The sequence below is a fragment of the Acidovorax sp. GW101-11A03 genome (genome assembly GCF_059424825.1).
Window position 1 is genome coordinate 44,991 of sequence record NZ_JBWKZU010000002.1, and the last position, 13,770, is coordinate 58,760.

The following is a 13,770-nucleotide window of genomic DNA, read 5'->3' on the forward strand; positions in this document are numbered from 1 at the left end:
TTGCGCAGCAAGGCGAGAGAGGGGGAAGGCGCGGAGCGACTCAGGGGGTGTTTCACTTCAGGCGGGCGCGCCGCGAAAGCGCTGCGCTGCCTGGCGGCTCACCTCGGCCAGCAACTGCTCTTCGCTTTGGCGCTGGCGCAGCCAGCGTGCGTCGTTCTGGCTGGCTTCGACTTCGGTGCGCAGCATGTGCATGGCGCTGGATGCCCCTTGCATGGCGGCGTGGCTGGCGATCTTGTCCATTGTCTTGAGGATGTGTTCGCGCAGCGGCATGTGGTCGCCCGTGGCCGGGTCCACGTACACCGCGTCCATGCCAAAGCGGCAGGCCTGGAAGCGGTTGTAGGTGTAGACGAGGTAGTCGTCCTCTTCCGGCATGAAGGGTTGGTCCGCCAGGAACCAGGCGCCCAGCGACTGCACATAGCCTGCGAGGGCGGCGGCGCGTTCGATGGTGAGCGGTGTGTCGAACACGCGGATCTCGATGGTGCCGAACTCGGGCTTGGGGCGGATGTCCCAGTAGAAGTCCTTCATGCTCTTTACCACCCCGGTGCGCGTCATCTTGTCGAAGTAGGCCTCGAAATCCGTCCAGGTGAGTGCCATGGGCGCGCGGCCCGAGAGCGGGAACGCAAACACCGAGTTCAGCCGCGCCGAATCAAACGCCGTGTCCTGCCCCTGCACGTAGGGGCTGGAGGCAGACAGCGCGATGAAATGCGGGATGTAGCGCGACATGCGGTGCAGCATCAAGAGCGCGGCATCCGCATCGGGGCAGCCGATGTGCACATGCTGGCCAAAGATGGTGAACTGCTTGGAGAGGTAGCCGTACAGCTCCGACAGCTCGCGAAAACGCGGCTTGTCGTAGATGCGGCGCTCGTGCCACTGCTGGAAGGGGTGTGTGCCACCACCGACCACGGCGATGTTGAGCTTGTCCGCGCTTTTCACCAGCGCATCGCGGATGGGCGTGAGCTGGCCCAGCACCTCGCTGGCCGAGTGGCAGATGCCGGTGGAGATTTCGATCATGCTGTTCGTCATCTCGGGCACCACGCTGCCAGGCAGCGGGGTCTTCTTCATGAGGCGCAGCATGTCCTCGGCGTAGGGCGCGAGGTCGTAGTCGTTGGTGTTGACGAGCTGCAGCTCCAGCTCCACGCCCAGCGTCAGCGGTTCGGAATGGTTGAAGGCTTCAAGACTCACGGTGGTTGTCTCCATGGTTGGCTCGGGTCAGCGGCGCCCAGGGTTTGGAGCTTTCGCCCGCACGGTAGATGGCCACGGTGGCGATGACTGCGCCAAACACCTCCATCAGCAAAATCGCAGGCAGCGCCACCCCGGCAATCACATGGCCGGTGGAGGGCGAGGCCAGAACGAACTGCGAGGCGATCAACAGCGCGATGGACGACATGGGCGTCATCGCACAGCCCACCCACAGTGCCTGCTTCCAGCTCGCGCCGCTGCCCACGTTGCCCAGCGCCACACCGGTCGCCTTGGCCACCAGGCGCACAGCAATCAAAGCCAGCACCACACCGGCCACGGGGGCGCTCCAGTCGGCCTGCGCGGCCACGGTGGAGACCAGCACAAACATCAGCATGGTGAGCAGCGAGGACGCATTGCCCAGCTGGCGCGGCCAGGCCCAGGGGCGCGGGTTGAGCTGCTTAAGCAACATGCCCGCCAGCAGCGCCGCGAGGGGGGCGGAACCGCCCATGTGCGCGGCCACGGCCGTGCCTGCCGCCACCAGGGCCAGGAACAGCATGGAGGTGTTTTCGCTCGTGGGGCTCATGAAGCGCAGCGCCATGCGCAGCACCAGCGACAGCACAGCGGCCACCACGATGGACACGCCCAGCACCACCACCACGGGCGAGACGGTTTCGAGCACGGTGAGGCTCTGGCGGTTGATGAGTTCGGCCTTGGCGCTGCCCAGCGTGAGCGCGTACAGCGTGGACAAGGTGGTGAGCACGATGGCGCGTTCCGTCACCGGGCCCGCAGCGCGGGTGTCGGCCACCACACGGGTGAGCACAGCGGGCGATGCGGCCAGAGCCACCAGTGCCAGCGGCCCGGCCACCTGGGTGGGCAGTTGCAGCCACACCAGCACCCAGTACACGGCAAAGTAGGTCAGCACCGATTCGGCAATGCTCTGCACCAGCACCATGGGGTTGTGGCGGAACCAGCGCAGCGGTATGCGCCCACCACATTCAAACAGCACGATGGCCACGCCCAGCTCCAGCAGGAACAGGCCGATGCCCTGCAGCGGCCACACGGCGCCGCTGAAGCCCGCCAGGCCCGCTGCAGTGCCCACCAGCGAGTACCCGACCACCTTGGGCAGTCCGGTGTGGCGCTGGGTGAGATAGCCCGCCATGGCGGCCACGGCCAGCAGCAGCGACCATTGCACTGTGGGCAGCCCGGCCGAGGGGCGCAGCCACTGCGCCCAAAAGCTCAGGATTTCATTCATGTCATGGGACCTCTGCGTCAGACGGGCAACGGGTGCCCGGTGGTGTGAAGGGCAGGCACACAAGCCCTCGCCAATGGGAGGGGGTGCGCTGGGGATAGGTCCCCGAATTTACAGGCCGAAACACATCGCCCGTGTAGGACAGGGGCGGTGGTTGCTGCGGTCGGACTGCCGCTATGCAGCGACGGTGGGTGTGCTGCGCTCGGGTTTGAAGAAGCTCAGTGGCGCTGTGCGCAGGCGCGCGCTGATGGCCGCGTAGATGCGCGAACGGTCCACCCCGCTCACGTTCTGGGCGCGCAGCGCCAGGCGGAAGGCCAGGTAGAAGCTCACCGACACATTCAAGGCGCCGAGGAACGGCAGCGAGGCCACGGCCCACCAGAAGGCGGGCATGTGCAGCACCTGCACGCCCAGCGTGGCGCTGGCAGCCGCCACCTGGCCCGTGGACAGCGTGACGTGGCGCACGTCCAGTCCCAGGCCGAAGAATGCGGCAAAGACGGGCACCAGGCCCAGCATGAAGCCGAGCGAGATGTTGGCCGCAAACCCCGAGAGGTTTTCGCGCAGGAAGCGGGCCCAGCGTGTGGCGCGCTCGGCCCCCAGCAGCCGCGTGATGCGTGGGTTGTAGTGCATGGCCGAGTCCAGGCGGTGCAGCACGAACCAGTTCTCCGTCCAGCCTGCGATGATGCTCGACGCAAACAGCAACACCCCGGTGAAGGCGGCAAAGAACAGCGAAGGCCCTAGCAGGTGCAAGGACTCGAACACATGCTCGGCCTGCTTCTCGCTGATGGCCGGGGCGCCGGTGGCCAGCGCAATCGCCGTGGCCAATGCCAGCACGGCCGGGAACACCACCAGCACATTGCCCAGCACGGCGGCCACTTGCGAGCGCACCAGGTGCGTGATCTCGTCCACAAAGGACTCCACGGCATCGCCCGTCCCCAGCTCCTTGAGCTTGGCCGCCATGGCAGGCGCGGTCATGGCGGGCTGCTTGGTGGCCACGGTGAAGTGCAGCAGCTGGATCAGCACAAAGCTCACGGCGTAGTTGATGCCCGCCATGAACCCGCCCCAGAACGCCGACAGCGCCAGGGCATAGAGGCCGAACTTGGCCATCGTGGTGAAGGCCATCAAGGCACCGCCGCCCGCCGCCTTTCTGAGCATGGAGCGGTACTCGGCGCCAGTGCGGGTGATGTAGTGTTCGCCGGTTTCGGCACTGCGCTCGGCCACCTTGGCCGCCAGCAACGAAGAGTTGGCGGCAAACAGCGCGCGCAGGCTGCGCCGCTCCTGTCCCACCATCACCAGGTGCGCCATGAGGCGCGCGGCGGTGACCGCCGGTTTGGGCGACAGCAGGCAGTCCAGCAGCTCACGCACACGCAGGATGCGCTCGCGCAGCTGGCGCAGGCGGAACACCAGCCCTACCGAGATGCCGTTCTGTTCAAAGTGGGCGTACACGGTGGCCGCCGCCGCGCGGCAGGCCTCCAGCCGCTCGCGCAGGCGCTGGGCGCATTCATTGAGGCGGTCGGGCGTGCGCAGCGCGTGCAGCACTTCCACGCGCAGGCTTTCCACATCGCGGATGAGGGCATGGAACGGCTGGCCCTCGCGCGCGGACTCGCTCATGCGCAGCCGCAGCTCGGGGGCAAAACCGGTCGAAAGGATCTGGCCTGCGCAGTAGGTAATGGCATCGAGCAAGGCCCGGTGCCAGAGCGTTGCGCCGCCCGTGGTGTCTTCGGCATCGGCGGGCGCCAGCAGCCCGACCAGGCGGTCGAGCTGGGTTTCGTCGAGCGCGACCAGCCACTGGGCATCAAAGGCGCTGGGCAGCGCCAGCATGAACAGCTCGGACGCATCGATGGTCTCGGGGCTGCCCGGCAGCAGCTTGGTGCGCAGCCGCTCGGCCACCTCGCTGACCAGGGCCGTGCGGGGGGCGAAGCCAAAGTCGGCTAGCAGGGTGGTGATGTCCACCTGGTCCACCAGCGTGGACCACCAGGCCTGCAGCCGCTGCTGGGTGTCGGGGCGGGCAGCCACGGTGTCCAGGAAAAGCTGCACCCGCTCCAGCGATGCGGGCACGGAGTCGCGCTTTCCGCGCACCCAGTCCAGCAGGTTGATGAGCCACAGGTGGCGGTGCGCCAGGTCGGCAGCAGGGTCCAGCGCTGCGAGCAGGCTGGCCAGGTCTTTGGGCGCGCTCAATGCAGCACCCGTCCGCTCAAGGGATTGCCTGAGGGGCCGTGGCCCAGCGCTTCCAGCACAAACAGGGGCACCGGGGTGTTGAAGGGCGCTCCATCTTCGGCCACGCAGTGGAAGGTGCCATGCATGGTGCCGCTGGCGGTGCGCAGCCGGCAGCCGCTGGTGTATTGGAACGACTCGCCCGGCTTGAGCAGGGGCTGTTGCCCCACCACCCCCAGGCCCTTGACCTCTTCGGTGTGCCCCCGGGCGTCGCTGATGATCCAGTGCCGGGAGATCAGCTGCGCAGGCTCTTCCCCGGAATTGGTGATGGTGATGGTGTAGGCGAAGCTGAACACCCCGGAGTCCGGCGCGGACTGCTCGGGCAGGTATTCGGGCAGCACTTCCACGTCAAACTGGTGCTTTGGCATGGGGCGAATGGTAACGCTGCAAGCCCGTTTTCTGGGGGCATGCAGCCGCCAAAACCCCCACGCTTTCTGCGCTTTGCGACAATCGGGGGATGAGCCGCACCTTCCAAATCGCCCCCTCGATCCTCTCTGCCGACTTTGCCCGCCTGGGCGAAGAAGTGCGCAACGTCATTGCCGCTGGCGCCGACTGGATCCACTTTGACGTGATGGACAACCATTACGTGCCCAACCTCACCTTCGGCCCCATGGTGTGCCAGGCCCTCAAGCCGCATGCCAAAACGCCAGCAGGCGTGGCCGTGCCGATCGACGTGCACCTGATGATCCAGCCGGTGGACGCCCTGGCCGCCGCATTTGCCGACGCGGGTGCGGACTACATCAGCTTCCACCCCGACGCCTCGGGCCATGTGCACCGCAGCATCCAGGCCATCCGCTCCAAGGGTGTCAAGCCCGGCCTGGTGTTCAACCCGGCTGCGCCGCTGGATGTGCTGGACTGGGTGATCGACGACATCGACCTCATTCTCATCATGAGCGTGAACCCTGGCTTTGGCGGCCAGAGCTTCATCGACTCGGCCCTGCGCAAGATCGAGGCCGTGCGCAAGCGCATCGATGCCTCGGGCAAGGACATCCGCCTGGAGGTGGATGGCGGCATCAAGGCCGATAACATCCGCCGCGTGGCCGATGCGGGTGCCGACACCTTTGTGGCGGGCAGCGCGATTTTTGGCAAGCCCGACTACAAGGGCGTGATCGACGCCATGCGCGTGCAGCTGGCGGCTTAAGGGCCGCTGGATGACGGGCGGGTAGCCCCACCCCCGCTGGTGGGGCTACCCCAGCCGTTGAAACGTGAGCACAAACGCCACGCCCCCCTCGGTGTTGCGGGCATTGATGGTGCCCCCCATCTTGGCCATGTAAGTCTTGGCCACAAACAGGCCCTGGCCCCGGTGCTCGCCCTCGCCCAGCGGGGTGGGGCTCTCGGGGTCCGACACACCCAGTTCAAAAATCCGCTCCAGCAGGTCTTCGGCAATGGTCGAGCCTTGGTTGTGCAGCGTGGCACTGGCGGTGGACTCTGACGCGGTGAGGGTCAGCGTGATCGGGCTGCCTGCGGGGCGGTAGCGGTCGGCGTTGCGCAGGATGTGGGTCACCACGTCTTCGAGCGCAAACTCGTCGGCCCGCACGATGACCGGGCCCGCGTTGCTCGAACCCGGGGCATACAGCACATCCAGGATGCCCGCAAAGTGGGCGTTGTCCGCCACGTTGCGCAAGAAGGCATCCAGGTCCAGCCGCCCCTCGGGCACGTCGGCGGCCTGCAGCGCCTCGGCGGGCGATGCCGTGCCGTAGAGCACATGGATGGCTTGCTGCATGCGCTGCACGTAGCGGTGGCCGGGGTCTTGCGGGCCGTTCAGCGCCATCAGCGACTGCAGGGGCGACATGATCTCGTGCCCCACGGCGTGCCACATGTCACGCTCTTGCTGGGCGCGCAGCTGCTCGCGCTGCAGGTCGTCCTTCACGCGCTGCAGCAGGTCGGCCAAGCCGCCAGCCAGAATGCCCAGCTCGTCCGAGCCGCGCAGGTCCGACACATCCAGGTCGCCCAGCCGGGGCCCGGTGTGGCCGGGCTGCACGTTGTACGACACGGCGGCGGCGCGGCGGGTGAGGGCCGTCACGCGGCGGATCAGGCCCACCTCCACCACCAACCAGGCCAGCGCAATCGCGCCCAGCATGGCGCCCAGGTACCACGACAGGCGCGTGGCCACGGCGGCCAGGCCTTGCTCCACGCCGCGCAGGTGGCCGGTGAAGTTCACCACGTAGTTGCCGGTGGGCGTGTCCAGAATGTCCAGTGCTGTGGGGGCGGCGGGCGTTGCCGCTGCCGGGCCCACGCCTGCGGCCTCCAGCGGCAGCCAGCGGATCAGACGCAACAGCCAGGGAGCGGACGGCTCGGCCTGTACCTCAATGCCCTTGAGGGTGATGGCGCTGGCGTCGTCGCTGCCCATTTTGCGGATCTGCACGCGCTCTCCGGGCAGCAGGCTGCGCGAGAGGTCGCCCAACGAGGCGGCTAACTGCGCGCCGGGTGCGTCGCTGTCGAACAAAGGCTTGGTGTCTTCACCCGGCGCCAGCATCTCCACCCGCACACGCATTTGGCCCAGGTCTTCCGGCGGCCAGACCAGGCGCTCTTCCTTGCGGAACAGCGCTTCGCGGAACAGTTCGACCGGCAGGCGGATGGAGTAGTGGGTGCGGCGCAGGCAGTCTGGGGTGGTGGCATCGCCAGCAGGCGGGCTGGCCAAAGGGGGGGGCAGGTCGCGGCACTGGCCGTTTTGCCACAGCCAGCCGCGAAAGTCGCGCACCGGCCGTGCGCGGGCATCGAGCTGCGGCGCGCCGTTGTCCACAAACCCCGTGAGCCGCCCGCGCACGGCCGCGCTACCTTGTGGGAGCATGGCCTCGTAGGGCGCAACCCAGCGGTAGGTGGTGCCCCGCATGTCCAGGCTGATGCGCGCCCGGTGTGCCTCGGCGGGCACCAGTGCGCCGCGCTCGCGGGGCGTCAGCTCGCCCACGTAAAAGCTGCCCACCAGGTAAATGAAGCCACCCGCATAGGGGTTGTTGCCAATCGCCGCGCACACCGAGGCCCCGTCGGGGTACTGCACCGAGCAGCCCGCCATCTCCACGGCCTGCTGCGATTTTTGCGGGTCGTCAAAGTCGATGGCTGCGTAGGGCAGCAGCAGTGGCGCCAGCGGCGTCACGCCCTGGCCCAGGTGGCTGGCGTTGAGCAAGGCCAGCTGGCCTGAAGGATGGCGCAGCCGCGCCATCACCTCGGCCTGGCTGCGCACAAAGCCGTGCTGGTAGGCCTGCCAGGCGCGCTCCTTCTCGTCCTTGAGCACCACCACGCTCAGCGCCACCGTGGCCAGGGCCAGCAGCACAAACACCCCGCGCACGAGGATGCGCAGGCGGAACGCGGGCAGGCCCAGGCGGGGCATTTCCAGACGCGATATTTCAAGTGCGGGATGCAGTAGTCGTTTCACTCCATTCCTCTCGCGTGAAAGCACCGTGCAGGGCGGCCAAAACTGGCGTGGCCCAGGCCAGGGCCGCCGCGCTGGCGGCGTCCCCCTGCCCGCATTGCGCAGCAATGCGAGAGTGGGGGGAAGGCCCGCAGGGCCTCAGGGGAGTGTTCACTTTACCGTCCAGCGGAAGCCGCGCATGGGTACGTTTTCTATGCCTTCAAAACTGGGGTCCACTTCGCGCAGCGCCTCGCGAATGGTGCTCACGTGCTTGCGCACGTTGTCGCGGTTGCGGCCGCTTTTCACCACCTCGAACAGTTCGTCGTACGACACCACTTCGCCGCTGCGCTGGTGCAATGTGGCCAGGATGCGCTGGGCCGTCAGCGGCAGGTTGATGCGCTCGCCGCGCCAGGTGGGAGTGCGTTGCCACAGTGGGTCCAGCACCAGGGCGTCGCCCACGGGGGCAGGGGCTGCGCTGGCCGGGGCCTGTGCCTGCGTGGTGCGCAGTATGTCGAGAAAGGTCTCGATGAAATCGGCCTCTTCAAACGTGGTTTTCTGCAGGTAGTCCCACGCGTCCAGCGCTTTCATGATGCTGCGGTAGATGGCCGCTGGCATGGCCGACACCACCAGCACGGGCGTGCCCTGGCGCAGCTTGTTGATGGCGTTGATGAGGGCCACGCCTGCATGGCGCTCGCGGCCCAGTTCGATGTCGAGCACCACCGCGTCGTAGTGCTCGCGGGCCAGCGCGGCCTCGGCCTCGTCGCGGGTGAACCACTGGTCGATGACGATGCCGCTCTTGGCGCTGCGTATCCATCCGGCCAACTGGTTGCTGGTGGGCAGGTCGTCTTCGATCACGGCAATGCGGGTCATGGGTAGGGCGGGCAGTAAGGGGTGGGCGGATTATCCCGGCGGCCCGTGCCGGGCGGTGTGAGTTTTTCTTCCGGGGCCGGAAGGTTCGTGCGGGCGGTGTGAGCGCATTGGGGGCTGCGCTGCGTTGTTGCTTCCGGGGTGGATCCGAACAATCGGTCCTCAATGAGCCAGCCATGACGGCGACTCAGACACCGACAACAACACCGAACCAACCTGAGAGAGAAACACCATGAAAGCCACCTGGAACCGCATCGTGCAGACCCTGAAGGGCCGTCGCTCTACCTCCTTGCCTGAAGCTGGCACTGAGCCCGTGCTGGACGTGGAATCGCAAGGCCCGATGGATGCCGATGCCCCCCGCCTGAACTGGGCCTACCTGCTGCCCACCGCCCGCACCGCGCGCTGGCTGGCCGTTGGCACCGTGGTGGCCGCAGCCGGCCTGATGGTGGTCCGCAACCCGCCCGTGCAACACCTGGCGCAAGGCGACCTGGGGGTGCGCCTGAACCAGTTCACCGGTGCCGTGAGCCTGTGGCGCGATGGCAGCGTGTGGGTGGTGCCCGGCCTGCATACGGTGCGGGTGTTTACGCTGCGCGACCAGAGCTACCGCTCCGAAGCCATGCGCCAGGCCACAGGCAGCGCGCCACTGCAGTCGGTGGAAGGCCTGTCGCTGGGGCTGGATCTGAGCGTGCGCTATGCGCTGGACCCCAACTCGCCCGCCGTCAAGGCAGGCAACCTGCCCGACAACGTGGGCGCTGACATCGTCGAGCCCGCTGTGCAAGGCCTGGTCTACAAAGTGTTTGCCCGCTACACGGTGCGTGAAATCTTCTCGTCCAAACGTGCCGAGATCGCTCAGATCATCGAAACCGAACTGCGCGCCCGCCTGGCTGCGGATGGTGTGACGCTGCGCAGCCTGCAGATCGGCAAGGTGGACCTGCCCGCCGAGTACCGCCGGGGTATGGACAGCCTGCTGGCCGAAGAACTGGCGTCCGAAAAAATGCGCTACACGCTGGAGCTGAAGGACAAGCGCGTGAAGGAAACCGAGCTGGACGCCAACGCTGAAAAGGTGCGCCGTGAAGTAGCCGCCGAAGCTGCCGCCCGCGAGCAGGTCATTGCCGCCAAGGCCCAGGAAGAGGCCATGAAGCATGTGTTGCCCTTCAAGCAGCGCCAGATCGAGCAGCGCCAGCTGGAGGCCGAAGCCGAACGCGTGGCCCGTGTGAAGGCCGCCGAAGGCGCCGCCCAGGCCCGCCGCATCGAAGCCAACGGCGAGGCCGACGCCCGCCAGAAATTGGCCGAAGCCGAGGCCTACCGCATGGACCGCGTGGGCAAGGTCAATGCCGAGCAAATGGCCCGCGAAGGCGCACTGGTGACCAAGCACCCGCTGCTCATCCAGAAGACGCTGGCCGACAAGCTGTCGGACAAGATCCAGGTCATCATCGCGCCCCCGCCCACCAATGGCGACTTCATCGGTGCCGCGCTGCTGGGCGGCAACCGCAACGCCCAGGCCGGTGCAGCCCAGGCTGCGGCTGTGGCCGACGATGCCACCACCACCCAAGCCGTGGAGCAATGAACATGAACGCCACCCTCGCCACCTTGCTGGCCGCCGTCGCCAGCGCCGCAGTGACCGTGGCGGCCGAGGCCGCCCCCGTATCCGCAACCAATGCCCAGGGCAGCGCCATCGTGGTGCAAGACCAGGCCAGCCTGCGCGCGGCCCCGCGCGACGGCGCGCAGCAGCAGGCCAGCCTGTGGCAGGGCGAAGTGCTGGAAGTGCGCGGCGAGCGCCTCGACTACCTGCAGGTGTGGGACCACAAGCGCGAGCGCGGTGGTTTCATCCGCGCCAGCGATGTGCGCCGCGTGGCCATGACCGAGGCAGAAGGCCCCGCGCTGCTGGCTGTGATGCGCTTTGTGCAGGACACCCCGGGCGCCGAAGCGCTGGGCATTGGCCTCACCGCCGCCTACCTGCAGGCCGCACCCGCCAAGGCGCTGGCTGGCATGGAGGGTGCGCAGGCCTTCGATGCACTGGGCACCTTTGCCGACCGCCTTGCGCGCCGCGCCTCGGTGGCCGTGCCAGGCAAGGCCTCGGGCGCTACGTTGTCGGCTCACCTGGATGTGGCCAATGGCTACGGCGTGCGCTTTGCCACCTACGAGGTCGAAGGTCGCATGCAGGTCTGCTACGAGGGCGAGGCGTTTCGCCGCCTGCTGGCCATGCCGGTGGCCGATGGCGAGCAGCGCGCCCGCGCCGCCCTGGCGCTGACCCGCCCTGAGTGCATCAACCCCGACCTGCCTGCACACGAGCGTGCCAAGGTCACCACCTGGCAGGCCGAGGTGCTGGAGCGCGTGGACGTGGCCAATTTGCCCGGCTACCTGCGCAACCGTGTGCAAATGCGTCGCGCCAGCGTGTGGGGCGCCGCCGCCTTTCAGCGGGCACGCAAGAACGCTGCCAACCCAGCGGTGGCCGCTACCGCCGCACGCGCCCTGACGGAACTCAGCGGCGTGAGCAAGGCCGAGCTGCCCGACGAAGACCAGAGCGCCTACAACGACGCTGCCATGCGCGTGAGTGCTGTGCGTTGGGCCTTGGTGCCTGCTGCGGCCCCGGTGGCGGCTGCGGGCAACCGCCCCACGTTGCTGACCGAGCCCGGCGCCCCCGGCGAAACCTGCGTGTTGCTGGTGGACGCGCAGCACAGCGCCAAGGCCCCACTGCTGCGCCGCTGCACCTACGGCGTGGTGTGGGCCGCATCGGCCAGCACCAACCGCGAAGGCACGGCCGTGGCCCTGGCTGTGCAGCCCATGGAAGGCTGGCGCGAGCTGTGGGTGCTGCGCAAAACTGAAGGCGGCTGGCTGGCCGACGTGCTGCCGCCCGCCGCCGCGACGCCCGAGACCGGCGTGGCCGAGTGGGCGGGCTGGGTGCCCGGTGGCCAGCAGATGCTGGTGGCGCGCGAAGCCCGGGGCCAGGGCCGCTACCGCAAGAGTTTTGAGGTGGTGCGACTGGAGGGCCTGACCACCGAGCGCGTGACGGGCGATGTGGCAGCGCTGCCTTTGTTCCAGCGTTGGCAAGACCCGGCCTGGAAGCGCCAGACGCTGAGCCTGCGGTAGATGTGGGCTCGCGGAATAATCCGCTCATCCCCATCCACCACAAGGCACACCATGATCCTCGTTACCGGCCATGCCATCGCCCGCAAGGAAACCGAAGCCGCCGTTGAGCGCCTCGCTGTAGAGCATGTCCTGCGTTCCCGCGCGGAGCCGGGATGTGTGTCCCACGAAGTGAGCCGCGATGTGTTGCAGCCGCTGCGTTTCGTGTTTGTAGAGCGCTGGAGCGACATGGCGGCCCTGCAGGCCCACTTTCGGTTGGAGGCTTCGCGGAAGTTTGCGCACGCCATCAAGGAGCTCTGCGACGCCAGCCCGCAGATGACCATCTACCAAGCCGAAGCCCTCCGCACGGGTTGACGAGAACGGTGGCCGTGCGTGCCGCCACCGGCCCCGGGAGCCTTGGCGCCCTTACCATGCACGGCATTCCAAACTTCTTCCTTGGCCGTTGTGAACTTCATTCCGCTTCCCCCGTCCTTGGTGTGCCTGAATAGAGTTTTGAATTGGAGTTGTCATTTTTACCTGTGCAGGCCGTTGTGAACAGGGTTTCCGAAAGCCATGCAAAGTTTGCAAAACTGGAACTTGAGGTTAGCGAGTATGCAGTGCCAAGGGAATAGAGTTGCAAATTAATCTGAGAAGCTCAGGAACCTGTCTACCGGTAGGTGCTGCTCTTCACACGGCGTTTGTACTGACTCTTCGAACGCAAGCTGCGAGGACAAGGGTTTACACAAAACGTGAGTTCTACGGGTTTAACGCACACTCAATTAACGCCTTTGGAGTCGGGGCTGGTTGGGTGAGTAGAAACTACTTTGCTGGCAAAGTCACGCCGCAAGACGTTCTGGTCAAGCACACTGTCTTTGGCTTCGCCAGATTGGGGTTGTCTAGCTTGGATGCCGAAAGGGCAAGCAGTAGCCTTATAGGGGGGCGCCGGCTTTGCGGTGAGCTTCAAGCAAACACTCAAGTACACGTGCCACGTGCTGTGCTGCGTTGGTGCCCGATTTGCGCTGATGCTGAGTCCGATGAGCTTGGGTTTGCCTCTTGGCACGTGCTTCATCAGCTCCCGTTCATGATGATGTGCCCCACGCATTGCACTCCGCTTGTCACCGTAGACGGCCTATGTCAATGCTATGACCGCGACCCTATCAAGCTGCGACTTCCAGGCGAGAGATGTCACACCTGCCACAACGTTGAACCACTCGAGCTGGCAGTCCCCACAGGAAAAGCCTACCGCCGATTTGTGAAACTATGCGCGGAAGCTTTTCATGAGCAACCATCGACTTTCATCCACGAAAATTGGACCCGATTCGTCTTGGAATTTGTTGGCTGTTTTGGATCCGAAGCCAGAGCAATCGATGCTATTGAGAAGCAACTGTGCAAGGATTGGGAGTTGCCGTTTGCTGAGTCGATTGGGAGCGCTTGGGGTTGGGCCATCTCGGTGCCCGAAGTTCTTGGCTTGGTCGTTAAGGACAGATACAACTCCTCTGCCACGTGGAAAAAAATCGTTGTGTATGACGCAATGAAGAAAGTTCTTCCATGCGATATCAAGGTTTGCTGTCGACCACATTCCTAGCAAATCAGTTGCGTCGGCACATACGCCAGAGCACGCGCCAAAACGTCGCCCCGCAGCATGCTTGCGCAGAGGTTGCACAGGCTGCTTACTTTGTTCAATTTCGTCGCTTCTACTAAATTCGGTGAAAGGCTTTCATTGCCTCCTGGGGATCAGGCTCACACGTCATTCTCTGGATGTGTGAAAGGCTTGTAGCATTTGGTTCTGGGGCTGTTGAGATCGGCTGCCGGAAGCGGTTATGTGAGTATGGCCCATGGGAGTTTCAGG

At 66.1% G+C, this 13,770-nt stretch carries 11 protein-coding genes; 5 read left to right on the top strand and 6 right to left on the bottom strand.

Features of this window, described 5'->3' with window-relative positions; genetic code table 11:
* Positions 1 to 57: 57 nt before the first annotated feature.
* From AC07Z7_RS01500 to apaG, 4 genes are all read right to left on the bottom strand, one after another.
* Positions 58 to 1,182: a YbdK family carboxylate-amine ligase gene (locus tag AC07Z7_RS01500; protein WP_094290392.1), complete on the bottom strand. Its 1,125-nt coding sequence runs from the start codon at positions 1,180 to 1,182 to the stop codon at positions 58 to 60.
* Positions 1,172 to 2,431, bottom strand: a complete 1,260-nt coding sequence (locus AC07Z7_RS01505) for a cation:proton antiporter (RefSeq protein ID WP_094290391.1) — start codon at positions 2,429 to 2,431, stop codon at positions 1,172 to 1,174. Before AC07Z7_RS01505 ends, AC07Z7_RS01500 begins: the two co-directional genes overlap by 11 nt.
* Before the next feature lie 171 nt (positions 2,432 to 2,602).
* Positions 2,603 to 4,603: a transporter-like protein TlpB gene (gene tlpB, locus AC07Z7_RS01510; RefSeq protein WP_494765105.1), complete on the bottom strand. Its 2,001-nt coding sequence runs from the start codon at positions 4,601 to 4,603 to the stop codon at positions 2,603 to 2,605.
* Positions 4,600 to 5,007 (bottom strand): Co2+/Mg2+ efflux facilitator ApaG/CorD, encoded by a 408-nt coding sequence (gene apaG, locus AC07Z7_RS01515; protein ID WP_094290389.1) that lies wholly within the window; start codon positions 5,005 to 5,007, stop codon positions 4,600 to 4,602. The genes tlpB and apaG overlap by 4 nt, the downstream gene beginning before the upstream one ends.
* 89 nt (positions 5,008 to 5,096) lie before the next feature.
* On the opposite strand from apaG, the gene rpe reads away from it, so the two are divergent.
* Complete coding sequence (gene rpe / locus AC07Z7_RS01520) at positions 5,097 to 5,780, top strand: ribulose-phosphate 3-epimerase (protein ID WP_094290388.1); 684 nt, start codon at positions 5,097 to 5,099, stop codon at positions 5,778 to 5,780.
* 45 nt (positions 5,781 to 5,825) lie between these two features.
* Here the strand turns inward: rpe and AC07Z7_RS01525 are convergent, their stop codons facing one another.
* Together AC07Z7_RS01525 and AC07Z7_RS01530 are read right to left on the bottom strand one after the other, a co-directional pair.
* Entirely contained in the window at positions 5,826 to 8,012 is a 2,187-nt protein-coding gene (locus AC07Z7_RS01525; RefSeq protein ID WP_494765106.1) for a sensor histidine kinase, read from the bottom strand.
* 147 nt (positions 8,013 to 8,159) lie between these two features.
* Positions 8,160 to 8,858, bottom strand: a complete 699-nt coding sequence (locus AC07Z7_RS01530) for a response regulator transcription factor (protein ID WP_494765107.1) — start codon at positions 8,856 to 8,858, stop codon at positions 8,160 to 8,162.
* Between the two features lie 229 nt (positions 8,859 to 9,087).
* Between AC07Z7_RS01530 and AC07Z7_RS01535 the strand changes: the two genes are divergently transcribed.
* The 4 genes from AC07Z7_RS01535 to AC07Z7_RS01550 all read left to right on the top strand — a co-directional run bounded on the left by AC07Z7_RS01535 (position 9,088) and on the right by AC07Z7_RS01550 (position 13,506).
* Positions 9,088 to 10,422 (top strand): SPFH domain-containing protein, encoded by a 1,335-nt coding sequence (locus tag AC07Z7_RS01535; protein ID WP_494765108.1) that lies wholly within the window; start codon positions 9,088 to 9,090, stop codon positions 10,420 to 10,422.
* Between the two features lie 2 nt (positions 10,423 to 10,424).
* On the top strand, positions 10,425 to 11,945 hold the full coding sequence (locus tag AC07Z7_RS01540; protein WP_494765109.1) for a hypothetical protein: 1,521 nt from the start codon (positions 10,425 to 10,427) through the stop codon (positions 11,943 to 11,945).
* Positions 11,946 to 11,996: 51 nt separating this feature from the next.
* Positions 11,997 to 12,296, top strand: coding sequence for a putative quinol monooxygenase (locus AC07Z7_RS01545; protein ID WP_494765110.1), 300 nt, complete (start codon positions 11,997 to 11,999; stop codon positions 12,294 to 12,296).
* 433 nt (positions 12,297 to 12,729) lie between these two features.
* On the top strand, positions 12,730 to 13,506 hold the full coding sequence (locus AC07Z7_RS01550) for a TniQ family protein (protein ID WP_444825682.1): 777 nt from the start codon (positions 12,730 to 12,732) through the stop codon (positions 13,504 to 13,506).
* The last annotated feature ends 264 nt before the right edge of the window (positions 13,507 to 13,770 follow it).

Bases quoted from the DNA above. Each gene is read 5' to 3' on its own strand.
- AC07Z7_RS01505 (WP_094290391.1), bottom strand. From the start codon at position 2,431: ATGAATGAAATCCTGAGCTTTTGGGCGCAGTGGCTGCGCCCCTCGGCC.
- apaG (WP_094290389.1), bottom strand. From the start codon at position 5,007: ATGCCAAAGCACCAGTTTGACGTGGAAGTGCTGCCCGAATACCTGCCC.
- rpe (WP_094290388.1), top strand. From the start codon at position 5,097: ATGAGCCGCACCTTCCAAATCGCCCCCTCGATCCTCTCTGCCGACTTT.
- AC07Z7_RS01530 (WP_494765107.1), bottom strand. From the start codon at position 8,858: ATGACCCGCATTGCCGTGATCGAAGACGACCTGCCCACCAGCAACCAG.
- AC07Z7_RS01535 (WP_494765108.1), top strand. From the start codon at position 9,088: ATGAAAGCCACCTGGAACCGCATCGTGCAGACCCTGAAGGGCCGTCGC.
- AC07Z7_RS01540 (WP_494765109.1), top strand. From the start codon at position 10,425: ATGAACGCCACCCTCGCCACCTTGCTGGCCGCCGTCGCCAGCGCCGCA.
- AC07Z7_RS01545 (WP_494765110.1), top strand. From the start codon at position 11,997: ATGATCCTCGTTACCGGCCATGCCATCGCCCGCAAGGAAACCGAAGCC.